The following is a 22,729-nucleotide window of genomic DNA, read 5'->3' as shown; positions in this document are numbered from 1 at the left end:
AGTAGGGTGCGTCAAGTAAGTGTTTTTTACAAAACGATTAACATCTTACTGTGACGCAGCTTACAGTTTTCTAATTTTTAATTATTATTTAAGCTCCCATGCCGGAATACTGCTTCAAACCCTGCCGCCAAAGCCAGCGATTCCACACAAAAAACACCGCACCCCAACCCAGCATCATCAACAAACCGCGGCCCACATCTACGGGTAATCCGATCAAGATGGAAGCGGGAAAATGAATCAAATAAGGAAACGGGGTCCACAAAACTACTTCGCGCACGGGTGCGGGAAACACTTCTAGCGGCGCGATAACTCCCGATAAAAACAGGTACATCAACTGCCAAAATTGTTCGATCGCACTTGCCCTTTCCAGCCAAAAAGCAAACAGCGCAAAGGTATACTGTATCAGGAACCGCAAGCAAAAAGCCAAAACGACAACCAACAAAAACAGCAAAAACCTGCCCAAACTCGGCAGCCAAAAAGCCTGCGGGTAAAGTGCAAAAAACAGCAGCACTAATCCGAATACAAACGGCAGCCTCGCAAACCTTTCGGAAACGTGAGATACAAAGTGGTGCCATACGGGATCGAGAGGCTGCAACAATCTATTAGATAGCCTGCCTTGCACTACTTCCTTTTCAAACTCCCAAATTACCCAAACTACATTTATTTGCCTGACAATGAAAGTGGCTAAAAAATAACGGGCAAAGTCGATCGCCTTCAGCCCAAATTGACCAGTTTCGGCCGCCTGCATCCAGACACCCATCAAGATAAATGGCAAAGCTCCCGACAGCGCCCACAACAACAATTCTGCCCGGTATTCGAGCATATAAGCGTAGTAGGTAACTAGCAAAGTTTTAGCAATTTTGATGAATCGTTTCATGTCAATCTTAGTTTTTTAATGGGTCAACATTAAGGTGCGCAATGCGCACCATACAAATAGAATTTATGCGTGAATTATGCTACACTTTTCCCGTGCGAAAAACTCGACCTATTACCTCTTCAATTGGCGGATCGGTAACAGTCAAATCTATCACGTCCAAGTCCGCCAAAATCTTCGCCACGCTCACCGTCAGCTCTTCCCTTTTGACCAAAAAACGTACTGAGTTTCCCTCAATTGATTCTACCTCCCCGTAACCAAAAGCGCTATCTTTTGACAGCGGATGGGCTAATTCTACCTGAACTTCTCGATAAGGTGCAAACCTGTCGAGCAATCCGTCCAAACTGCCATCATAAACTAATTGACCTTCATGGATTAACAAAACGCGCTTGCACAAAGCAGTAATGTCAGCCATGTAGTGGCTCGTCAACAGCACCGTTGCTTGATAGCGATCGTTATATTCTCGCAGAAATTGCCTGACGCTAAACTGTGCGTTTATATCCAAACCTAAAGTCGGTTCATCTAAAAATAATACCTCCGGCTGATGCAGCAGCGCCGCCATCAATTCAGCTTTCATGCGTTCGCCTAAAGAAAGCTTGCGCACCGCCTGATTTAACTTGCCTTCTAGCGACAGCATCTCTGTCAATTCTCCGACTCGCCGCCGATAATCTTTATCGGGAATGCCGTAGACAGCGGCATTGATTCGCAGAGAGTCAAGCACTGGTAAATCCCAAATTAACTGCTGTTTCTGTCCCATCACTAACGTGATTCTTTGGAGAAAATCTGCTTCGCGACGGAAAGGAGTACGATCGCACACTCTCACAGTACCAACAGACGGATAAATCAAACCAGTCAGCATTTTCAGCGTAGTAGTTTTGCCCGCACCGTTAGCGCCGAGAAACCCCACCACTTCCCCAGGTTCAATACTAAAAGAAACGCCCTCAACAGCTTTGACATTGCGGTAAGTGCGGTTAAAAAAGTGCCGCACTGTTCCTTTAAGTCCCGGTTCTTTAATCGCTACCGGATAAACTTTGCTCAAGTCTTCAACTAAGATAATTGGCATCGGCTCAAATTTTAACTTTTATTTTAATCTAGGATACTTCCATCAGGCTTGTGCCAAGATGAATCCATAGAGCTGTCTAGTAGGGTGCGCCAGCGATTGCTCGATCGCTCAGATAAAGTAACTGTGTTCTGGCACACCGTACTAAGCTGTAGAATATTGCAAAATATCCACCATCGCATCGCACAAACTTTACAACTATACAACTATGGTACTCACCCCAGATAATTCAGACATCTCTCGTTTGGTAGGAGACAATTCTTCTGAAAATATTACACTGGCACCAGGGCAACTTGCTAGTTTTCCTGGGGGAGTTTGGATGCTGGGCGGCAATGATACTGTCAGGGGATCGTCAGATGCAGAACGGATTTTCGGCAACGATGGTAAAGACAGTCTGTTAGGCGGTGTCGGCAGTGATTCTATTTACGGTGGCAAAGATGATGACGATGTGTTAGGAGAAACTGGCGAGGATTTCTTGACAGGAGATAGAAATAGCGATTTCCTTAATGGCGGTGCGGGAAATGATTTGCTGCGCGGTGGACAAGGTGTTGATTTGTTAGTTGGCGGTGAAGGCAGCGATACTTTAATTGGCGACAGAGAGGTGGATATTTACCAAGGTGGTGGGGGGAGCGATGTCTTTGTTGTTCGAGTCGATCAAGCGGGAAGCAGAGTAGCTGGAATAGAAGTTCCTGACGCGGTAATTGTGGATTTTGATAAGTCTAGCGATTCAATTGGAATTAGCGTGGCTTTTACCAGCAGCAATATCTCCTTAGAACAGGTAAGTTATAGCTTGAACGATCCGAGGCTGCTGCTGATCGATCCTGCAAATATATCGGGAGGAACGAGTTTGTTAGCCAAGGGCGGTATCTCGCAGCGAAGTCTCGATCCCGATGGCAATGGCCGCGTAGAAGCTACTAATATTAGATTCGGTTTTACTAATGCTTTGTTGGGTACTGTGTTGAACGTGACCCCAGCCGATTTAAACGGCCGTTTTATTAATGCTAATTCTTTGCTTTGAAGCAGCTAATTGATTAATTATCTCTTAATAACGGGCAAGATGCCCGTTCCACAAAAAAAACTCAGTTTTGGTGGAACAGGCATCTTGCCTGTTCTTCTGTTGCCCTTTTCCATTGCCCACTGCATCAAACCGGGGAACTACCAATAAGCTTCTGATGCCAACCAAAAAAGCAGGGCCGACGGTAACTTCTGCACGCTGATTTTTCACAGCATCCCAGATAGCTTGAGCAATATCTTCCGGCTGAGTTGCCCAGTCATATTTTAGCATTTGGCTCATTTATTGGCGGCGCAATTCGACTGCGGGTTCGTCTCGATCGCGAAATTGAGCTCTTTCTAAAAAATCGCTGTTAATCAAGCCCGGATACACGGCGCCAACGTGAATTCCTTGAGGCGCTAATTCCAATCGCAAAGTTTCTGTTAAACCAGTTACTGCATATTTGCTAGCGCAATAACCAGTCATTTGAGACAAAGGCATTTTGCAGCCAATGGAACCAACATTGACTATTGTCCCTGTTTTTCGTTCCAGAAAATGTGGCAAAATTTCTTGAATTGTGTTAACGTAGCCCCAAAAATTGGTATTAATTAATTGCTGCCAGTCTTCGGAGGTAGTTTCCTCGATCGCCCCCGCGAGACAAATGCCGGAATTGTTCACCAAAACATCAATGCTGCCGCAGGAATATAGGGCTTTTTGGACGATCGCGCGCACTTGTTGAATGTCGCCAACATCCCCCCCAATAGCAACAGCGGAAGTGCCTTCTCGCTGCACTTGAGCCGCTGCTGCTGCCAATCTTTCTGGCTGGCGGGCCACCATCACCACATCGTAACCTTTACTTGCAAATAAAATTGCTGTTACTTTGCCGCTTCCTTGAGAAGCGCCTGCAATCAAAACTGTAGGATCTATAGATAGTTATAAATTTTAAGTGGGGAAATCGTTTCCTGCGCTATTAAAACTATAACAGAGGTAAGGTGCTTTTTGGCTCACTATATATAGATAGTTTTTCTTAATTATACCAATTTTTAATAATACGCGATCGGGCTTTTTTAACGAACTGCTTTTGTCGCGTTAGCGAAGCGGCGCGTAAGCGCTCTTGTCGCGAAGGAAGAGAGAAGAGGAGAGAAAAAGAAGAGGATAGAAATTATTCATAATTTGTGCGAAAATTGCTTTGTTAATTTTCCCAATGCCCAATGCCCAATGCCCAATGCCTAAAAAATGAATCTTCCGAAACAAACGCCGAATTGGTCGATCGCCCTAGTGTTAATTATCGGCGTTTTAGCCGTCTCAACTTCCTCAATCTTAATTCGGCTGGCGAACATTTCAGCAGGTGCGGGCGGCTTCGGTTTCAGTCTGGTACTCGCCGCCTCTCGCCTGAGTTTATCTGCTTTAATTCTGCTTCCGGCTTGGCCGAAAATTCAGTGGAACGCCCTGCAACCGGGAGCTCGGCGCTATGCTGCTGCTGCGGGTTTGTGTCTCGCCCTGCACTTTGCCCTCTGGATAACCTCACTTTCTTATACTTCGATCGCCGCCTCGACTGCCCTCGTCACCACTAATCCTGTCTGGGTAGCGCTGTTGTCGCGCTTCTGGTTCGGCGAAAAACTCAGCAAAATGTCGATCGTTGGCATTACTATAGCCCTTGCTGGGGGAATGGCGATCGCCCTTGGAAGCGCGGGCGCAGCCTATGCCGGCAGCAGCCAACTGCTGGGCGATTTCCTGGCTCTGGCTGGTTCCTGGGCCGTCAGCTTGTATTTGCTGCTGGGCCGAGAAGCTCAGCGGCGGGGGCTAGGAATTGGTGGCTATATCGCGATCGCCTATACTGTTGCTGCGATCGTCCTGCTGCCTCTCCCCCTCGCCTTCGGCACCAGTTATACTAATTATTCGCACATTGTATATTTTTATATTTTGCTAACGGCCGCTTTGCCTCAATTAGTCGGCCACACCATTTTGAACTGGGCCGTAGTGCAAATTTCCCCAACTCTGGTAACTCTTGCGATCTTGTTTGAACCGGTTGGGGCGAGTTGTTTGGGTTATTTGCTCTTTGGGGAAGTGCCGGGGCCGACGGTACTCGCAGGTGCTGCGGTGCTGCTGTTGGGGGTAGCAACCGCTACCGTCGGAGCAAAAAAAATCACAGTCAACAGTTAAGAGTTAACATTTTTCAACATTGCCAGTACAGTGGCCGTGAGTCAGAATAAAACTGATTAGGCCTTAAAAACAAAAATAACTCATCATTTAAATATCGCTTCCAAACTATCAAATGTCTGAGTAATGACTAATAACTAATGACTAATGATACTCGGGGGTCTTTCGGAGAATAAAATTATGCTGCCAGAACAACTACAGCGCATCATCGGCTACTTTCTCGATGAAGCCACAGAATACATCCAAATCATCGAACAAGGCTTGCAGGGCCTGCAAAACACCGTGGCAGCTCCCCCCCAAAGGATACACCACCTGATCCGAGCCTCGCAGTCGATTAAAGAGGGAGCCGCTATGCTGGGATTTAGCAGCATTCAGCGAATTGCCCATCGCTTGGAGGATTATTTAAAACTGCTCCGAGAATGTCCGATCGCCGTTGATAGCAGGCTGCAATCGCTGTTAATCGAAGTTTTTGATATTTTAGCAGCGCTCGTGTCCAAGGTTTCCAAGGGTTTTGGGATCGACCACGAAGACGCAAACCAAATGCTCTCCCTCGCGGAACCGGTTTTTGACGAACTCGACGCTTACCTGAGAGTGCTCATTCCCACTCGTGTGACTGTCAGAGCTAGTACGGACGAACACATTCACGTTTTCTCCGGTTACTGCACTTCACTGGGCGAATTTTCCTCGGCTATTGCCTCGCGCGTCGGTTTGCTCGGAGGCATTATTACCCGCCACGAGCAGGCAGACTTGGGCATACGCCTTTATATTGACATTTACCTGCCGCTTAACAGCAGGATCGAAAACATCCGCCAAGCTGTCGAACTCTCAGGCGCTATAATCGGGACTGTTCAGACGCAGCGCGACTTTTCGCTGCTGGCGAATCGAGATTATCCGGTTTACCAAAGGGCGATCGAACCTCCCGCAATTTGCACCGGATGCCGCTATTATTACGGCAGAAGCGACGGTGGCTACCTGCTCAACTGCACGATCCATCCCCGCGGCCCGGAAACAGAAGATTGTCGCGATCGCGAACCGGAATAAGTAGTAAAAAATCTGGACTGTGAGCCCAGATTTGGAACCAGGGAAAACTTTCTTCTCAAACCAATATTCTCCCTGACATCTTTGACATTACCCCCGGCCAAATTCTTTTTGAGTTCCTAGATAACTAAATCCTTCTCTCCGAAATAACTAAATCCTTTTTCCTTCTGAAAGCTCCCCTAACAACTGATACCGCTAGTCGAATTAATTGCATCAGGCTTGCAGGATGAGCGATCGCCCAGATATTAATAGCCAGACAAGTAATTGCCATAACTAGCAAGATATATGTCGGAAGCATTACTACCCCGATGGCGAACCAGGTAAAAACGTGAAGTATCATTGCTGTAGCCCAAAGGCTTGCCACAATCACAGACGCCCAAACTTGCATTCGAGGTCGCTTTAGCCCTGTGAAAATCGCTGTCTGCAAAGTAGTCAGCAAGTTTGCCGGAACTAAAAAGGCACAGATAGCTATGCAGTAGGTATGAGAAAACTCAGTAACTGTATTGAAGTCGAGCATTAGTCTAATTGTCGGGCCTGTTGGATATACTTAAAGAGCTTAACGTGACTTGACTTTTAGATCGTGTCACCCTTACTTTAACTTAATATTTTCCTCAGTAGGCCGCTCTGGAGACTCATTTCTCTGCCCCTTTTCCTGCAGGTAAATTTTTACGACAAATATTAAATTTGTGAAAAATCATTAAAACTTCTTGAAGAATGGCAACAATTGCTGCGATAATTAACATCGGGGATCGATAGTATAGAAGAGCCAACTCCGTAGAATATCGTAAAATATATAGAATACCCGCACCGATCGAACAGGAATACAACGGTAGGCTGATTTTCGACTCCATCATTTTCGACTCGCTGATTCTCGGATGATTGCTAGCGTCACTCCAGGTTTCGAGCCGTTATGCGATCGAACAATATGAGATTATGGAAAAGCCAATTTGCCCTCAAATCTCTAATCAATAGAACCCTCTCAAAATTTTACAGCGGAAAATAAAGAAAATGGATCGACAAATCACAATTCCCGCACTCGAAGAAGTTGACTTGACAAATTGCGACAGAGAACCCATTCACCTATCGGGACACATTCAGCCGCACGGGGTGCTGCTTGTTGTACGAGAACCTCAACTAGAAATACTGCAAGCCAGCGAAAATACGCAAGATTTGTTAGGAGTAGATGCAGAAAGTGCGATCGGTCGAAATTTGAGCTTATTCTTCAATCGAGTTCAACTAAAAAAACTCAAGCTTTGTTTGTGTAATGAAAACTTAAAAACCGTTAATCCCATTAAACTCTCTGTCATAAACAAAGGTAAATATTTAGAATTTGACTGCATCCTCCACCGAGTAGAAGAAGTATTGATGGTCGAGTTGGAATTAGCCACCAGCCCAGAAAATCTTTCTGTTTTTAGTTTTTATCATTCAGTGAGAGCCACTATCAGCAAAATTCAAAGCGCCCCAAATCTCAAGGAATTATCTCAAATAACTGTAGAAGAAGTGAGAAAAATATCAGGTTTTGATAGAGTGATGGTCTATCAATTTGACCACGAAGGCAACGGCGCTGTAATCGCTGAAGACAAATCAGAAATGCTGAGTCCTTTCTTGGGATTAAACTACCCAAGTTCAGATATTCCCAAACAAGCCAGACAACTGTATTCGTTAAATTGGCTGAGGTTGATCCCAGATATTAATTATCAACCAGTCCCCCTTGTTACAGGAAAAAATGCTGTTACAAATCAGCCCCAAAACCTCAGTTTCAGCGTGTTGAGAAGCGTTTCACCCATTCACATAGAATACCTGCAAAATATGGGCGTTGTAGCTTCGATGTCAATCTCGTTAATCAAAGACAAAAAACTGTGGGGATTGATTGCTTGCCACCACTATACACCAAGATACCTCAACTATGAATTGCGTGCAGCCTGCGAATTTATCGGGCAAGTAATGTCCTTAGAACTGCAATCAAAAGAAGGAAACGAAGACTACGACTACAAATTACACTTAAAATCTATTCAAACCAAGATTTTTGAAGACATATCCACCTCCGAAAACTTGTCAGAAGTGTTAGTTAAATGTCAGCCTAATTTGCTGGAAGCAGTCAACGCCCAGGGAGCAGCAATAATATTTGGAGACAATTGCTATTCAGTCGGGAAAACACCTCAGAAAGAATCGCTCAAATACTTAACTAAGTGGGTGCAAGAGCATTTAAATAAAGAAATATTTTATACAGACTCGCTGACCAAATGCTATCCAGAAGCTGAGGAATTTAAAGACACGGCTAGCGGGTGTTTAGCCATAGCAATATCGCCGACTCAGAAAATATATGTTTTGTGGTTTCGCCCGGAAGTAATTAAGACAGTAAATTGGGCTGGCAACCCCAACAAACCAGTTCAAATAGAGGAAAATCGCAGCCAGAGACTATCTCCTCGGAAATCGTTTGAGCTGTGGAAAGAAAATGTAAGGTACAAATCGTTGCCTTGGAAAAAATGCGAAATAGACGCTGCATTGCAACTGAAAAAAGCAATGATTAATATAGTGCTGCGCCAAGTAGCCAAACTCGAAAAATTAAATATAGCACTAGAAGAATCAGTAGCCAGAGAACGCGAAAAAACTGCTCATCTAAAAACAGCGATGTCCGAGCTTAAGCGGGCGCAAACTCAATTGGTGCAAAGCGAAAGAATGTCAAGTTTGGGACAGTTGGTGTCGGCGGTAGCTTATGAAGTCACTAACCCGATTAACTTCATATACGGAAATCTTAGCTATGCCAACGAATACAGTCAAAAAATGATCAATTTATTGGAGCTTTACAACCAGCAATATCCGTCGCCTTCGCCAGAAATTCAAGCACAAATAGAAGCTGTTGAATTAGAGTTTATAGTTGAAGACTTACCGAAGTTGCTGGGTTCAATGAAAGTAGGAGCTAACCGCATCCGCGAGATAGTTCAGTCGCTGCGAAACTTCTCTAGAATTGACGAAGCAGAGATTAAACCCGTTGACATTCACGACGGATTGGACAGCGCTTTGCTGATTTTGAGCAACCGACTCAAACCGAAGCCCGATCGACCCTCAATTCATCTCATCAAAGAATACGGCTGTCTGCCTTTGGTTGAGTGTTACGCAGTTCAGATCAACCAAGTATTTATGAATGTACTGGCAAATGCAATTGATGCTCTAGAAGATGCTTTTGTCAACAAGAATCTATCGCCGCACTACGGAGGCGAACAAGAGTCCGTCAAGTGGGGACAAATTCGGATCGTGACAGAAGTTTGTCCGGGAGAAAAAGCAGTAGCAGTTCGGATCGAGGACAACGGTTGGGGCATGACCCAAACAGTTCGCCAGAAAATATTTGAGCCGTTTTTTACCACAAAACCGGTGGGCAAAGGTGCGGGGATAGGTTTGACGATTAGCCACGAAATTGCGGTGGAACAACACGGCGGCAAATTGACTTGCATTTCAGCCCCCGGAGAGGGAACCGAGTTGATTATTGAGATTCCCTTGAACCAAACTCATCCCAAACCCATTGTGAAGTGAAAAAAAGTCCGCGCTAGCGAAGCTATCCCGAAGGCTAAGGAATCCACCAAATTCAAAAATCGAAAATGCGATTAAAATACAAAAGCAGCTAAGTAGATTTGAGCCAATTCTGAGGAAGAGAGTATGACTGAAAAAAAAACCGCCCAATGGGATGCCGGCAGGTTTGTCAAAACCTTGGCTTATTTCGGCGTCATTCCCTTCATTGGCAGCATTAGCTGGCTGCAACAACTGTTCGGAAGCAGCAGCAACAGTAAAAAAGACCAACCCAAACTGATACTGGTAGCCGGTGCCACAGGCGGCGTCGGGAAGCGAGTTGTCAAGCGGCTGCAACAGCGGGGATATAAAGTACGCTGCCTCGTCAGAGATACCAAAAGAGCAACAGAAATTCTCGGCAAAAATGTCGAATTAGTCGAGGGAGATATCGCTCTCCCAGAGACGCTAACACCGCTAGTAACCGAGGGCGTAGAAGCAGTTATCTGCTGTACCGGCACCAAAGTTCAACCAGTAGAAGGAGACACCCCAACTCGGGAAAAATACTACCAAGGCATCAAATTTTATATGCCGGAAGTTGTGGATGTTCCCGAAATAGTCGAATACAAAGGCATCAATAATTTAGTCCAAGCTGTTCGCAGCCAGCTAATTAAAGCAGGCGACAAAACAATTTTTGACTTCACAAAACCCAGCCAAGATTTAAAAGAAACTTGGGGTGCCCTCGACGACATCGTGATGGGCGGCACCAGCGAAAGTTCGATCGTACTTACAGACAATACAGCTATCTTCACAGGGAATGTTTCTACTGCCAACTCGGGCGGCTTTGCTTCGGTGCGTACCCGCAACTTCGATCCTCCGCTTAATCTCGCAGGATTTAGCGGCCTCCAACTGCGCGTCAAAGGGGACGGCAAGCGCTACAAATTGATTGTTCGCAGCGAAGCTAAATGGGATGGAATTGGCTATTGCTATTCGTTTGATACTGTTTACAATATCTGGATTACTGTCACTGTTCCTTTTGATGAGTTAATTCCAGTATTCCGCGCCAAAACTGTTAAAGATGGCTCGAAATTTGATGCCAGCAGTATTTTTTCTTTTCAGTTAATGTTGAGCAAGTTTGAATATGACGGCGCGCTCAATCCGAAATTTACACCGGGTATTTTTCAACTGGAGTTAGAATCTATTAAAGCTGATGGCGGACAGACTTTGCCGCGATTTGTGATGGTGAGTTCGGCAGGAGTTACCCGCCCGGGCCGCCCGGGAATTAACTTGGAAGAAGAACCGCCTGCCGTCAGGATGAATGATATGTTGGGGGGGATTTTGACTTGGAAGTTGAAAGGGGAAGATTGCGTGCGATCGAGCGGCATACCTTATACTGTTGTCAGACCCTGCGCTTTGACTGAAGAACCGGGAGGCAAAGCTTTAATCTTCGAGCAAGGAGACAATATTAAGGGCAAAGTCAGTCGGGAAGATATTGCAGAATTGTGCGTGGAGGCTTTGGAACAACCGCAAGCTTGCAACGTTACTTTTGAGGTGAAAGAGGGGGAAAATGGCAGTTCTCCCGGAGACTGGCAGGCTTTGTTTTCTGGAGTTAAATAACAATTGTTTGTAGGGGCTGATTAGTTTCTTACCCTTATTAGTCGCCGGTTTAAACCGCGTCTGCACAAACGAAGTCTGCCTCCGCAGACAAGCGAGATTACTGGTTCCCAGGCTCGACCTGGGAACCAGTAATAACCAATAACTAATAACTAATAACCAATAACTAATAACTAATTTATGTCTGTGACTTTTTCCCGACGCTACTTGACGCCTTATTTGTTTTTGCTACCTGCTTTATTTATTTTGAGTTTGACTGTTTTGTGGCCGGCGGTGCAAGCTTTTTATTTGAGTTTTACCAACTACGAATATGATTTGACTCAAATGCCGCAGTGGGTGGGTTTGAAGAATTTTTACAGGTTGTGGGGCGATCGCACATTTTGGCAAACTTTGACGAATACGCTGCTGTATCTCACCTGCGTTGTGCCTGTATTGGTTGTTCTACCGTTGGGAATGGCGATTTTGTGCAACCAAAAACTTAAGGGGATGAACTGGTTTCGAGCCGCATACTACACGCCTGCGGTGATTTCAATGGTTGTCGCCGGGATTGCTTGGAAGTGGCTGTTTGCTGAGACTGGACTGCTGAATCAGTTGGGAGAATTGTTGGGTTTACCTCCTATTTCTTGGCTGGCTAATCCGAAGTTGGCAATCTTTAGCGTGATGGCGGTTACTATCTGGAAAGGATTGGGCTATTACATGGTGATTTATTTGGCAGGGCTGCAAGCTATTCCGGCTGAACTTTATGAGGCGGCTGCTATTGATGGTTCTGATGGTTTGGGAAAGCACTGGGATATTACTGTGCCGCTGATGAAGCCGTATTTAGTTTTAGTTGCGGTAATTTCGGCAATTTCTGCTACTAAGGTTTTTGAAGAAGTTTATATTATGACTCAGGGCGGGCCTCGCAATAGTTCTAAGACTGTTGTTTATTATCTTTACGAACGGGCTTTTAATGATTTGGAAATTGGCTACGCTTGTACGATCGGGCTGGTTTTGTTTTTGCTAATTTTGGGTTTGTCGATTTTGCAAGTTAGCCTTCAGGGTTTGACTCGCAATGATTAAGATTTATGACTGATTATGACGGACGCAATCGGGGCGTCATAAACTCGGTTTCTCGTTCTCACTCCTGTTGCTCCCAGGACTTTATTACATTCAGAAACCGGGTTTATTGCTCTAATTTCTACTAATTTTAGGCTGGAATGTCGAAGTAATGCGATCGCTCACGGCTTTGGGCAGGTCTTATTGGCGAAATCACAGCTATAAATATAGGGTTTCTGCCAGTTCAGAGGAATTTGTAATAAATCCCTGGTTCCGGTCATTCCCTGTCCAAGAAAGAGCAGCACAGCGATCGAGTTTAAGATCACATGGATAGTGCGCCAGCGATTTGAGCGGTCTTTGTAAATGTCTTGAATGATGGCAAGGGAGAAAACCATAATTAGCGCAGCGGTGATGCCAATGTAGTAGTGAGACCAATACCATTCATTGGTTAGCCGATAAACGCCATCTTGAGTGCCAAGAATCACCAAACCAGTACCTGTTAGGGTGGCAAATATGCCGCGCCATAAAGCGGGTGTAGCTCGGTAGAGCATCACTAAAGAGGCGATCGTAGCAACAAACATCAGAATGATGAAAATGACCTGAAACGAGTTTTTGCTCCAAACATCCTTGCTCAAAATATGCTCAAAAATCGGGTAGGCTAGACCCAACAACGTCACTCCTACCACAGAAGCTGACAAAATTCGACCTGCTTTGACGTGTTCTTGACCCACAACAGGTGGAATTTTGCTCTTGGTGTCGATCGCAATTTGCTTGCGACGCTGCATAGTTTGCCACGCCATATTGAGAACAATACCAAGCATAGGAAAAACAATCGCTACAGCTAAAATAGGATGCAGCAAAGCCAGAAAATCTTTAAATTCCATACAACACCTTTTTCTTGAAGAGGGTTGGCTTCATCAACCCGGTTTTTGCGATACATAATATCATATCCGGCGATCTAACCACCGTAATTTTGTAGTCAGGACTAATAGTAATTGTTCATCGGTCAAGAGAAAACAGAAGTCCTGACTACAAACACGCTTTATGAAGCGTAACTCACCGAATATGTTGATTGATAACAAGATATAGCAGTCGTCAATTGGGTGAGGTACAGCTTTCTCAATTACGCAATTACAATTACCTTGTTCTCAGGTAAATGAAAACTGCTGGCGGTAAGTAAGTGGTGGTTAGTGGCAACTAATTGCCTGCATCACTTTGAGCTTAGCGCAACAGTTCTTTGTTATTCAGAATAGCAGGCCAATTTTTGTTTGCTAAAGCAATGTGACCAGGGATATCCCCCATCCACTGTGCTTGTACTGTTTTATCGTAGTTGAGATAAAGCTTCCCATTAACGATTTTCCAGGCGTCAGGCTGAGTGACAACAAGATTCCCTTCACTGGTAGCCTGGGCGCAATATCCACCGTATTGAGGAGCGTACTTTTCAGGATTTTGAGCAAACATATCACGGTTTGCTGCACTAGCAAACATCCAAGTTGTTCCACCCCAATTATGTTTAAATTGGCTAACTCCCATAACTAATTTGCTTTGGGTAAAATAGGCTACGACATCCTGACCATCAAGAGCCATACCTTTTTCGGTGTAGAACTGAGGATGAAGGGTTGTTGTGCTGCTTTTACCAGCACAAGGATTGGCTTTACCAGCACAAGGATTGGCTTTACCCGCGCAAGGATTGGCTTTACCCGCGCAAGGATTGGCTTTACCAGCGCAAGGATTGGCTTTACCCGCGCAAGGATTGGCTTTACCCGCACAAGGATTGGATTGTGCAACCTGGGATGAAACGGTTGTAGAGTTTGAGTTTGTTGAAGCCTTGAAGTTGGCGTAGCTAACGTTAGTTGTTACCAAACCTAGAATGGTGGCAATGGCGATCGTGGTAATGTATTTTACTTTCATGTGTCTAATTTCCAGATAAATTGTTAGTAATTCCACGCCAGATGTTTGCTTGAGAGTTCTTGGTCTCTGGCAATTATGCTGGCTTTTTGTTGTCCTCAAGATTTGAGGTTATTTGCATTAACGCTCAATAAAATGAGTGCTAGATGAGGAAGAGATGGATGGGAGATAAAACTCTGAATACTTTATACGCCACTTTCTTCAGCAAAAATTCATCTGGAAATTAGGAACGCATCATCTAGTTGCCAGGAATCTCTTATAGAGTGGAGATTAACCCTGACTATCCTTTACAGGACTTATACACTCTTGGCTTAGAAAGCGGGTTTCTTTGTAGATACCTCGTTGCTAAACCCAAGATTCCTGATGAGAAACTTAGTAGTGCAGTAATTTAACCGCGAGTTGAGAAATTATGACAGGAAAAGACTGGTTAGTGACTGATGATGGACATTGCAATATTTTTGAGGCTACAAGTCAAATTGAAGATTTGACCCATCCCTACCGACTTTACCGCTTTTTAACTGACTTGGAAGATGTATTAGACCAAATTAGTGATGATTATTTACGACTCCAGGCAATTTGTCCCCTTGTCCGCAGGTTGTTAGATAGTTCTTCCTGGTTTCAAATTGCTCTCCTTGAGCCTGACTCTGAGACAGGCTGGGCAGTACAAACACTTTATGATGAACCATTTTTTCCTCTGACGGTGCAGTTGGTGGCTTGGGCTCCGGGTGCAGTTTCTCCGATTCACAATCATGCCAGTTGGGGATTGGTGGCGCTACTTGATGGACAGGAGAAAAATACTTTCTGGCAGCGATCGCCAACTCGCAAGTTTCCCGATAAAATCACAACAGTGGGCGATATTTTGCTTGCCCCTGGTGACGTTTTGTGCTTAATGCCAGATGCGATTCATCATGTGGAAGCACTGGGAGATCAACCAACCATTAGTTTTAATCTTTATGGTGTAACAGATTACGATCGACGGTTTGAGTTTAACCAAGTCAAAGGTACTGCGGAAAACTTTTAAGATAGCAGTCTGATGAAAGCAAATATCAACAAATATCAAAGATAACGGGCGATTTTCGCGGCTGCACCAACTTTCGTCGGTTCTACACGATACTAACTTTCTCTAGTTAAGTTTTGACTCATTTTAATGCTTAATTCTTATCACTCCCTGACTATAAAATGAATCTAATTCGCCAAGTCATAGCCGCTATCAACCCTCTCACGGGCAAGCGAATTTCCACCTCTTCTCTTCAGTTTCGCCTGACGCTGGAATTGCTGGTACTCTCGATTTTAGGACTTAGCAGTGTGGCATTTTGGGCGGGCTGGCAAAGGTCGCAAAATCTAGTCGGAGCCCATAAACAAACCCTGGAATACATTGGAATACGCTTTCCCGAACAGGTTGAGCTTTATAGTGAAATGGGTTCACTAGAAATTGGCTTAACCCGAAGCGTCCATAAAGCTTCCACAGGAGGAATCATGGTGTGGGTGAAGCGAAATGATGGGATGCTTTTGGTGAATTCACCTGATATGGATCTGCAATCTTCTAAGATTACGAAGATGATCTCGTTGACGGAAGTACCTGCACAGCCGACTTTTGTTCAGATGGGCGATCGCTATTTGGTGATCTGTAGCAGAACTCTGAGGATTAAAAATGAGTTACTGGGTACGGTATATTTCTCTCAAGATATCACTGATGAGCAACGTCAGTTAAATGATGGGATTCGGAGTCTAATAGTTGTCAGTATTGTAGTAATCTTAGTGTTAATGTTGGCGATCGCCAGTCGCATTCGTCATGCTCTCCATCCTTTGGAACATATGAGTCAGGTAGCTAGCACTTTGTCTGCTGATAATTTGCAGGCGGCAAAACTCCAACTGCATCAGGCTCCTGATGAGATTTTAGGACTAGCACAAACCTTTAATGAGATGTTGTTTCGATTGTCGGGTTCCTGGGAGCAACAACGCCAATTTGTCGGTAATGTTTCCCACGAATTACGCACTCCTCTGACGGTTGTAGTTGGTTATTTACAAAGTTTGCTGCGACGCAGCACTAACTTAAGTGACTATCAGCAACAAGCACTGGAAACAGCGGTTGGCGAAACTGAACGCACGATTCGGATGTTAGAAGATTTGCTCGATTTAGCACGGGCTGATAGTGGCAACTTGCACTTTCGTTTGAATCCGGTGATACTGAATACTCTGGTGGCTGAGGTGGCCGAGATGAGTCAAAAAGTTAGCAATCGGAAAATTATTTTGGTGTCAACTGATCGGGATGTTGTAGCCTGTGCGGATCAGGATCGTTTACAACAAGTGTTAATTAACTTAGTCGATAATGCAATCAAGTATTCTGCTCCCGAACAACCAGTTGAGTTAGTCTTAGAAAAGAGGGAACAGCAGGTGATGATTCATGTGGGCGATCGCGGAATTGGTATTTCTCTCCCCCATCAAAACCGAATTTTTGAGCGATTTTACCGGGTAGATGAGTCAATGACGCGCTCTAGAGACGGTACAGGGTTGGGATTGGCGATCGCCAAAAGCCTGATCGAAGGCATGGAAGGACGTATTACGCTCCGATCTAAACCGGGAGAAGGTAGTATTTTTACTATCACCTTACCTGTCTGGAATCCGCAGCTATGAGCGATCGCATTCTCCTTGTTGAAGATGACCCTAAACTGGCAAAGTTCATCGAATCTGAACTTAGTCTTGAAGGATATCACGTCACTGTCGCCCCAAATGGATTGGATGGATTAACGATCGCTCGTGATGCTCAACCGGATTTATTAATTTTAGATTGGATGCTTCCCGGTATCTCTGGATTAGACATCTGTTTAAGGTTGCGCTCGACTGGTGTTCAAGTACCAATAATTATGTTAACAGCAAAAGATGAAGTACCCGATCGCGTGACGGGATTAAATGCTGGAGCCGATGATTATGTTACTAAGCCTTTCAGTATGGAAGAACTCCTCGCGAGAGTCAAAGCCCGTCTGCGCCGAACTCAACAAAATGACGTGGATAACTTACAATTTGAAGACCTGATCTTGAACGGTTTAACCCGTGAAGTTTATCGAGGCAATCAACTGATTGAACTCACTGCCAAAGAGTTTGATTTGTTAGAATTTATGCTGCGAAATCACCGTCAAGTGATTAGCCGCGACCGAATTTTAGAAAAGGTCTGGGGTTACGATTTTATGGGCGAGTCAAACATTATTGAAGTGTATATTCGTGCGTTACGGATTAAGTTAGAAGCAAGTAACTCAAAACGCCTGCTGCATACGGTTAGGGGAGTTGGATACGTGCTGCGAGAGCAAAAGTGAGGAGGGGCGGATTTACAAATACTTGAGATATGAAGTATGGATACTGGTGAACCCGCTCCTATTCTACTACCTATTTTTTTGTACCAAATAGACCTAGAAATCCGGTCGTTCCTGATAATCTTCCGCAGAACTCGGGTCTAATTCCCACCGACTTTCATCTCGATGTTCAAGCATATTTGTTGTGTGCAACATAGCCCCATCGGGCATTTCTATGCCCGCAGCGGCTCCGAGTTCGTCAACCATATCCAGGTCTGGAGTAGGCGCGGTTCCGCCCACCGATTGCTCGCCAGTGGCACTTTCTTGTTCCGCAGCAGGATCGGCATCCTCGCCGCCGATTTGGGAACTGGTAGAAGAGTATTCCGAACTGCTGTCCTGCAGGGTTGTTATGTCGTCTTGGCTCAATCCCGGTTGATCGATGACGCCGGTACCGTAAGATTCGGTAATTTCTTGAGGCAATTCGCCCAAATTATCGCGTTCTGTTGTTGTTTTTTCGTTGCTTTTCTTTTGCTGTGCCACGATACTTGCTCCTGTTTGTTTTTGAACTCAATTAAATTAAAAATGTCCGAATTTGGTTTAAACTGAATTGTTTTTAGTAATTGCCGATGGCTATAATTAAGTGGTATCCTAATTGCTATTTAAGCTTTTAGCTTCTATCTCAGGAAATATATTGATTCGGCTCAGCTATTTCATTGGGAATACAAAAAGCGATCGCCCTTTTGAAACGGGCGATCGCTTTTTAATGGGGAGGCTAATTCTATTCGGGAAAATCAGGAATTACCCATTTGGGGGGTGCCATCCGTTTCCTTCTCACCGCTTCCTCTGCTATTTCTAGCATTTTATCCAGAGAAGTATTTTCAATAAAGTTGGACGTTGCTTCTGCGTATTCCCGCTTCGGGCACTTGTCGCCCAGAACGCAGCCATTGACGCAAGCTACAGCACAATCGACAGTGTTCTCCACCATAACTTTTTTCCTTTCACACTTCCAACAACTAATAGGCACGTACTCTGGGTGAATTTGTCAAGAGACAGCTCTATATCTTTATTTTACTTCACAAATTGTCATCAAAGGTCGATCGCCAGGGCAAAACTGTTATAAAATCAAAGCAACCTACCTAATCTGCCGATCGTGAGTAATTTTCTGCGGCGTTTAAAACTTTTACCTTGGCGAGAAATGCTGCAAATTGCCGCCCTCGTCAACTCAATCGTGATTGGACTAGAGCTATTTTTAGCCTGGGGTTTCACGCAATCGCGGCCAATCCGCAACGGGGTGACGCTTCTCTACGGTTCCTCCCTCGGGATATTGATACCTTTTGCAGCAGCAGTGGGAATGGGAGCTTTAGCAGTGTACTTTTTAGAGTATTGGCAACAACAATTTTTGCTCAACCGAATTAGTTTGTGGGTTTTAGTTTTGTGCCTGCTCTTGGGTTTGGTTTTAAAATCATTCCTACCCATACCTGCTTCTTTAGCAAGTTTATCAGAAACTGCACTAATAGGAATTACGGTGGGAGTTTTTTGGAAGGGCCGGCCTTATTGGCGATAGTCATGCCATTTTAGATTTTAGATTTTAGATTTTAGATTGGCTATGACTGATGAATATTCTGGTTTCGAGCTTGTCTACAGTTGCATTTTTTTGTGAAAATAGTATCATTAGTCATTGGTTATTGATTATTAGTCTATATGTAAGGTGCGCAATGCGCACCTTACCGCTTCAAGCAAGAAATTCCTTCTTCCTTCTTCCTGACATCCGTTAAATCCGTTACAGAATCCGTTGCCGAACTTCTTCCTTCTTATGGCAGCCAAAAATCGGGAATGAAAGTTTTAGTCAAACTGCGAGTAAACTGATTAATCTTTCTGCCGATTTGAATGTGCGGTTCGTCAGCTTCCACGGGAATAATTGCCGCTTTCTTCCCAAATCCGAAACGCGAAATTACCAAATTTGCTGCCTCCAAACCAGTAACATAAGCCTTTTCCTGCGACCAAGAACCGTGACGGGTCACAACCCAATCGCCGCTCATGAATACATTATCATAACTTGTTACTGCAGGCAACAAATACTGATAGCTGCCAGGGGCAAAATGCGTTACCGCCCGCGACAGCCGAATTGCGCTGCTGTCAATTACTTTTGCCTCCCGAAAAGCCGGAATGCAAGTCGCTAAATCCCGCTGAACTAGGGAAACTATTTCCTCATCTTTTATGGGAATTAATTGATTGGCGTGATAAAAGTCAGCTTCGACAACGGTTCCCGGTTCGGCTCGAAATTCGTCGTGCAAAGCATTCAAATCAAAAAACGTCCAACCTGTAGTTGAACTAAATCCAAAACAGGCATTAGAAGGCAGGGGAATGTCAATTTTTTTGTCAAACCACAGGCGAACAGCTAACACGTCCACTGCACCCAAATTCATTGCATCCCGAAACTCTTGGCGGCTTTGCAAAGCGGGGCTGCTGCTGATAATTTTTTGCATTCCCGTGACGCCAACTGCAAAAATAACTGCATCTGCATCGAAGGTTTTGTCGCCGCAAACAACGCCAGTTGCTTGATTTTTGCTGTCAACAATCAAATCAGTAACTCGTTGGTTTGTCAATACTTTTGCACCGAGTTTTTCCAGGCGTTCGACCCAGGGGCGAAAGATTTTTTCTCCGACTGTTCCGCGACACCAAACTACATCAAAATCCGGTTGGTGGGCTAAGATGAAATAATAAAGCATTCCCAAAGCTGCGGCGGCAGAACACTGTTCTCCTGGTGCAAATAAACCTACTAATAACATCGGTTCAAAAGCATCGCGGTACAGCCTTGCAGAAACGCCAAACTGTTTGAACAATTCGCGGGCCGTGACGCGATCGTACCTGCGCCACGCTTCGTCGGAATTGTCGAAATCTAGGACGGCGTAGAGTAAGGGCAAGGCTGAAAGCCGATCGACTAATGGCAGCCTTTTAAATCGGGTGTAAAGAAAGGTTCCTAACGGTGTGGGAAGTCGCGGTTCGTCCTGAAAAATCGGCGATTCTACTTCCAATCCGGCGGGTGAATACTGACAAGAACGAGTCCAAGGCGTGAAGGGATCTAGTCCTAATTCCTTGACTAAGGAAAATATGTTTTTGTAGGGATACCAGAAGCCATGAATCCCAGCTTCTACGGAACGGCCGCCGGCGGTTTTCCACCCTGCAACTAAGCCTCCCGGATAAGGGCCAGCTTCTAGCAGGGTGACATCATAGCCTTGCTGGGTTAGGTGATAGGTAGCGCCTAAACCGGCCCATCCTGCACCGACGACGACTATTTTTGGGGTTGACGATTCTGCTGACATTGCGTACCTCTTGATAATTTATTAATGATGACATAATTCATAAAATGCGGATTTGATATAAAATGTGTTGAATTATGTGCTAAATTTCGCTTGAGTGAATAATGAGTGTCAAAAACCGCCAGCAGACTAACTTGTTGCTGCTATTATTTCCCGCCACCGTATGGCTGATGGTTTTCTTCATTTTGCCCGTCCTAATTGTACTGTTGTACAGTTTCTTAGAACGCGGTACTTACGGCGGCGTTACTTGGATATTTACTCTCAGCAACTACCAGCGTTTGTTCAGCGGACTTTTCTTAGGAGTAATTGGGCGATCGCTCTGGCTGGCTTTTCTAACAACAGCCGCTTGCTTGTTAGTTGGCTATCCCCTAGCATTCTTCATCGCCACCCGTTCTCCCCGCTGGCGAAATGCTTTGCTTTTGCTGGTAATTATTCCATTTTGGACTAATTTTTTAGTGAGAACCTACGCCTGGATCATACTCCTGCGCAGCGAAGGAGTAGTTAACACAGCCTTGCAAAGCCTGCAAATTATTACCGAACCGTTAAACTTGCTTTTTACGCCTTTCGCTGTGGCGATCGGTCTGATTTACGGCTATTTACCTTTCATGGTTCTGCCTTTATATTCTAGCATAGAACGCTTTAATTTTTCATTGGTAGAAGCCGCTCACGATTTAGGGGCAAACGATCTCCGCACTTTATGGCGCGTATTTTTACCATTAACAAGTCGCGGCATTGTTGCAGGCTCTATTTTAGTTTTTGTTCCCGCCGTCGGCGCTTTCATCACACCAGATATATTGGGGGGATCTAAAACAGTTATGGTGGGAAATTTGATTCAAAATCAGTTTATGAAAGCCCGCGACTGGCCTTTTGGATCGGCGCTTTCTATGCTATTGACGGTCATCATATTGATTCCGGTTTTAATTTACTTCCGCGTGTCGGACGAAACTTAAACAGGTAGATTGAGATTTACAGTTGGGTGGGGGCGGGTTTATGAGATTATTGGTATTAGGCACAGATTGTCTGTAAAACCCGCCCCTACAGGCGAACCTATTTTTGACTAATGACTAAACTAGATTTACTCGTGCGGGCGATCGGCAAAAAGTGGCTTTGGGTACAAGCTGCACTAGCATTTGCCTTTCTTTACTTGCCCATTCTCATCTTAATTATTTACTCCTTTAACGCCTCCAGATTCAATGCCGTTTGGCGAGGCTTTACCCTCGATTGGTACGGCAGTTTGTTTGGCAATGCAGGCGGGACGATTGCTACGAGTAGTAGCGCCGGAATTGTGACAGCCCTTAACAACAGCTTGCTAATTGCAGCTATTTCGACTGTGTTAGCCACAATTTTTGGTACAATGATCGCGCTAGCACTCGAACGCTTTCATTTCCCAGGACGCAAAGCAGTAGAGGCTTTACTGTTTTTGCCGATTATCATGCCCGAAATTACGATCGGCATTTCGCTGCTAGTTTTCTTTACCCTAGTATTTCGGATCGTAGAAAATCTCACGGGAATTCGCCTCAATCTCGGCTTACCTACCGTAATTATCGGTCACGTTGTCTTTAATATTTCCTTTGTGACTATTACCGTCAGGGCGCGTTTGGCGGAACTCGATCCTCAATTAGAACAAGCAGCTTTTGACTTAGGCGCTAACGAATGGCGGGCTTTTTGGCGCATCACTCTACCTCTAATTTGGCCCGCTATTTTCAGCGCGGCACTCCTGGCTTTTACTCTGTCGCTGGACGATTTTGTCGTGACATTCTTTACCACGGGCGTCGGTTCGATGACGCTGCCGCTATTTGTTTACGGCATGATAAAATTTGCAGTGACGCCAGCGATTAATGCCATTTCAACTTTGATGTTGTTGGCTTCCTTATTGCTGGTTTTATCATCGTTTAAAGTTCAAAAAAGTTAAAAATTTTGCTTTCTGTGTCATAATTATTG

Annotated in this window: 22 protein-coding genes; 12 read left to right on the top strand and 10 right to left on the bottom strand. The window is 44.8% G+C overall.

Annotated elements, in window-relative coordinates:
* Positions 1 to 88: 88 nt before the first annotated feature.
* Positions 89 to 877 (bottom strand): ABC transporter permease, encoded by a 789-nt coding sequence (locus tag E5S67_RS01820; RefSeq protein ID WP_172184907.1) that lies wholly within the window; start codon positions 875 to 877, stop codon positions 89 to 91.
* 79 nt (positions 878 to 956) lie between these two features.
* Positions 957 to 1,937: an ABC transporter ATP-binding protein gene (locus tag E5S67_RS01815; RefSeq protein ID WP_172184905.1), complete on the bottom strand. Its 981-nt coding sequence runs from the start codon at positions 1,935 to 1,937 to the stop codon at positions 957 to 959.
* Positions 1,938 to 2,142: 205 nt separating this feature from the next.
* Here E5S67_RS01815 and E5S67_RS01810 point away from each other — a divergent pair, with 205 nt between their 5' ends.
* The gene (locus E5S67_RS01810) at positions 2,143 to 2,952 is read left to right on the top strand and encodes a calcium-binding protein (RefSeq protein ID WP_172184903.1); all 810 of its coding nucleotides are present in this window, start codon (positions 2,143 to 2,145) and stop codon (positions 2,950 to 2,952) included.
* 24 nt (positions 2,953 to 2,976) lie between these two features.
* Here the strand turns inward: E5S67_RS01810 and E5S67_RS33050 are convergent, their stop codons facing one another.
* Both E5S67_RS33050 and E5S67_RS01805 read right to left on the bottom strand, forming a co-directional pair.
* Positions 2,977 to 3,219 (bottom strand): hypothetical protein, encoded by a 243-nt coding sequence (locus E5S67_RS33050; protein WP_246276582.1) that lies wholly within the window; start codon positions 3,217 to 3,219, stop codon positions 2,977 to 2,979.
* Between the two features lie 9 nt (positions 3,220 to 3,228).
* Positions 3,229 to 3,837 carry an SDR family NAD(P)-dependent oxidoreductase gene (locus E5S67_RS01805; RefSeq protein WP_246276581.1) on the bottom strand — a complete coding sequence of 203 codons (609 nt, stop codon included), beginning with the start codon at positions 3,835 to 3,837 and terminating at the stop codon, positions 3,229 to 3,231.
* A 324-nt stretch (positions 3,838 to 4,161) separates the two neighbouring features.
* Here E5S67_RS01805 and E5S67_RS01800 point away from each other — a divergent pair, with 324 nt between their 5' ends.
* Together E5S67_RS01800 and E5S67_RS01795 are read left to right on the top strand one after the other, a co-directional pair.
* Positions 4,162 to 5,088 carry a DMT family transporter gene (locus E5S67_RS01800; RefSeq protein WP_172184901.1) on the top strand — a complete coding sequence of 309 codons (927 nt, stop codon included), beginning with the start codon at positions 4,162 to 4,164 and terminating at the stop codon, positions 5,086 to 5,088.
* A gap of 177 nt (positions 5,089 to 5,265) precedes the next feature.
* On the top strand, positions 5,266 to 6,126 hold the full coding sequence (locus tag E5S67_RS01795) for an Hpt domain-containing protein (RefSeq protein ID WP_172184899.1): 861 nt from the start codon (positions 5,266 to 5,268) through the stop codon (positions 6,124 to 6,126).
* Positions 6,127 to 6,250: 124 nt separating this feature from the next.
* Here the strand turns inward: E5S67_RS01795 and E5S67_RS01790 are convergent, their stop codons facing one another.
* A complete protein-coding gene (locus E5S67_RS01790) occupies positions 6,251 to 6,640 on the bottom strand; it encodes a hypothetical protein (protein ID WP_172184897.1) in 390 nt (129 codons plus the stop codon).
* A gap of 491 nt (positions 6,641 to 7,131) precedes the next feature.
* Here E5S67_RS01790 and E5S67_RS01785 point away from each other — a divergent pair, with 491 nt between their 5' ends.
* The 3 genes from E5S67_RS01785 to E5S67_RS01775 all read left to right on the top strand — a co-directional run bounded on the left by E5S67_RS01785 (position 7,132) and on the right by E5S67_RS01775 (position 12,297).
* On the top strand, positions 7,132 to 9,654 hold the full coding sequence (locus tag E5S67_RS01785) for an ATP-binding protein (protein WP_172184895.1): 2,523 nt from the start codon (positions 7,132 to 7,134) through the stop codon (positions 9,652 to 9,654).
* Between the two features lie 123 nt (positions 9,655 to 9,777).
* A complete protein-coding gene (locus tag E5S67_RS01780) occupies positions 9,778 to 11,241 on the top strand; it encodes a CIA30 family protein (RefSeq protein WP_172184893.1) in 1,464 nt (487 codons plus the stop codon).
* Positions 11,242 to 11,418: 177 nt separating this feature from the next.
* Positions 11,419 to 12,297: a carbohydrate ABC transporter permease gene (locus tag E5S67_RS01775; protein WP_172184891.1), complete on the top strand. Its 879-nt coding sequence runs from the start codon at positions 11,419 to 11,421 to the stop codon at positions 12,295 to 12,297.
* Positions 12,298 to 12,455: 158 nt separating this feature from the next.
* Here the strand turns inward: E5S67_RS01775 and E5S67_RS01770 are convergent, their stop codons facing one another.
* Both E5S67_RS01770 and E5S67_RS01765 read right to left on the bottom strand, forming a co-directional pair.
* Positions 12,456 to 13,157: a DUF4079 domain-containing protein gene (locus E5S67_RS01770; protein ID WP_172184889.1), complete on the bottom strand. Its 702-nt coding sequence runs from the start codon at positions 13,155 to 13,157 to the stop codon at positions 12,456 to 12,458.
* A gap of 337 nt (positions 13,158 to 13,494) precedes the next feature.
* Positions 13,495 to 14,184 (bottom strand): YHS domain-containing (seleno)protein, encoded by a 690-nt coding sequence (locus E5S67_RS01765; protein WP_172184887.1) that lies wholly within the window; start codon positions 14,182 to 14,184, stop codon positions 13,495 to 13,497.
* Positions 14,185 to 14,590: 406 nt separating this feature from the next.
* Between E5S67_RS01765 and E5S67_RS01760 the strand changes: the two genes are divergently transcribed.
* The 3 genes from E5S67_RS01760 to E5S67_RS01750 all read left to right on the top strand — a co-directional run bounded on the left by E5S67_RS01760 (position 14,591) and on the right by E5S67_RS01750 (position 17,492).
* Entirely contained in the window at positions 14,591 to 15,202 is a 612-nt protein-coding gene (locus E5S67_RS01760; protein ID WP_172184886.1) for a cysteine dioxygenase family protein, read from the top strand.
* A 158-nt stretch (positions 15,203 to 15,360) separates the two neighbouring features.
* Positions 15,361 to 16,815 carry a sensor histidine kinase gene (locus E5S67_RS01755; RefSeq protein WP_172184885.1) on the top strand — a complete coding sequence of 485 codons (1,455 nt, stop codon included), beginning with the start codon at positions 15,361 to 15,363 and terminating at the stop codon, positions 16,813 to 16,815.
* On the top strand, positions 16,812 to 17,492 hold the full coding sequence (locus E5S67_RS01750; protein WP_172184884.1) for a response regulator transcription factor: 681 nt from the start codon (positions 16,812 to 16,814) through the stop codon (positions 17,490 to 17,492). Before E5S67_RS01755 ends, E5S67_RS01750 begins: the two co-directional genes overlap by 4 nt.
* 93 nt (positions 17,493 to 17,585) lie before the next feature.
* On the opposite strand, the gene E5S67_RS01745 is transcribed toward E5S67_RS01750, so the two are convergent.
* A complete protein-coding gene (locus E5S67_RS01745; RefSeq protein WP_172184883.1) occupies positions 17,586 to 18,008 on the bottom strand; it encodes a DUF6335 family protein in 423 nt (140 codons plus the stop codon).
* 238 nt (positions 18,009 to 18,246) lie between these two features.
* On the bottom strand, positions 18,247 to 18,453 hold the full coding sequence (locus tag E5S67_RS01740; protein WP_172184882.1) for a hypothetical protein: 207 nt from the start codon (positions 18,451 to 18,453) through the stop codon (positions 18,247 to 18,249).
* Positions 18,454 to 18,618: 165 nt separating this feature from the next.
* Between E5S67_RS01740 and E5S67_RS01735 the strand changes: the two genes are divergently transcribed.
* Positions 18,619 to 19,032, top strand: a complete 414-nt coding sequence (locus tag E5S67_RS01735; RefSeq protein ID WP_172184881.1) for a peptide chain release factor 1 — start codon at positions 18,619 to 18,621, stop codon at positions 19,030 to 19,032.
* A gap of 247 nt (positions 19,033 to 19,279) precedes the next feature.
* On the opposite strand, the gene E5S67_RS01730 is transcribed toward E5S67_RS01735, so the two are convergent.
* Positions 19,280 to 20,791 carry a hydroxysqualene dehydroxylase gene (locus E5S67_RS01730; RefSeq protein ID WP_172184880.1) on the bottom strand — a complete coding sequence of 504 codons (1,512 nt, stop codon included), beginning with the start codon at positions 20,789 to 20,791 and terminating at the stop codon, positions 19,280 to 19,282.
* A 101-nt stretch (positions 20,792 to 20,892) separates the two neighbouring features.
* Between E5S67_RS01730 and E5S67_RS01725 the strand changes: the two genes are divergently transcribed.
* The gene (locus E5S67_RS01725; protein WP_172184879.1) at positions 20,893 to 21,738 is read left to right on the top strand and encodes an ABC transporter permease; all 846 of its coding nucleotides are present in this window, start codon (positions 20,893 to 20,895) and stop codon (positions 21,736 to 21,738) included.
* Between the two features lie 110 nt (positions 21,739 to 21,848).
* Positions 21,849 to 22,700, top strand: a complete 852-nt coding sequence (locus E5S67_RS01720) for an ABC transporter permease (RefSeq protein ID WP_172184878.1) — start codon at positions 21,849 to 21,851, stop codon at positions 22,698 to 22,700.
* The last annotated feature ends 29 nt before the right edge of the window (positions 22,701 to 22,729 follow it).

This window comes from Microcoleus asticus IPMA8 (assembly GCF_013179805.1).
In the GTDB taxonomy this organism is placed as follows: Bacteria; Cyanobacteriota; Cyanobacteriia; order Cyanobacteriales; family Microcoleaceae; genus Microcoleus; species Microcoleus asticus.
This window is presented reverse-complemented; position numbering and strand designations above follow the sequence as displayed.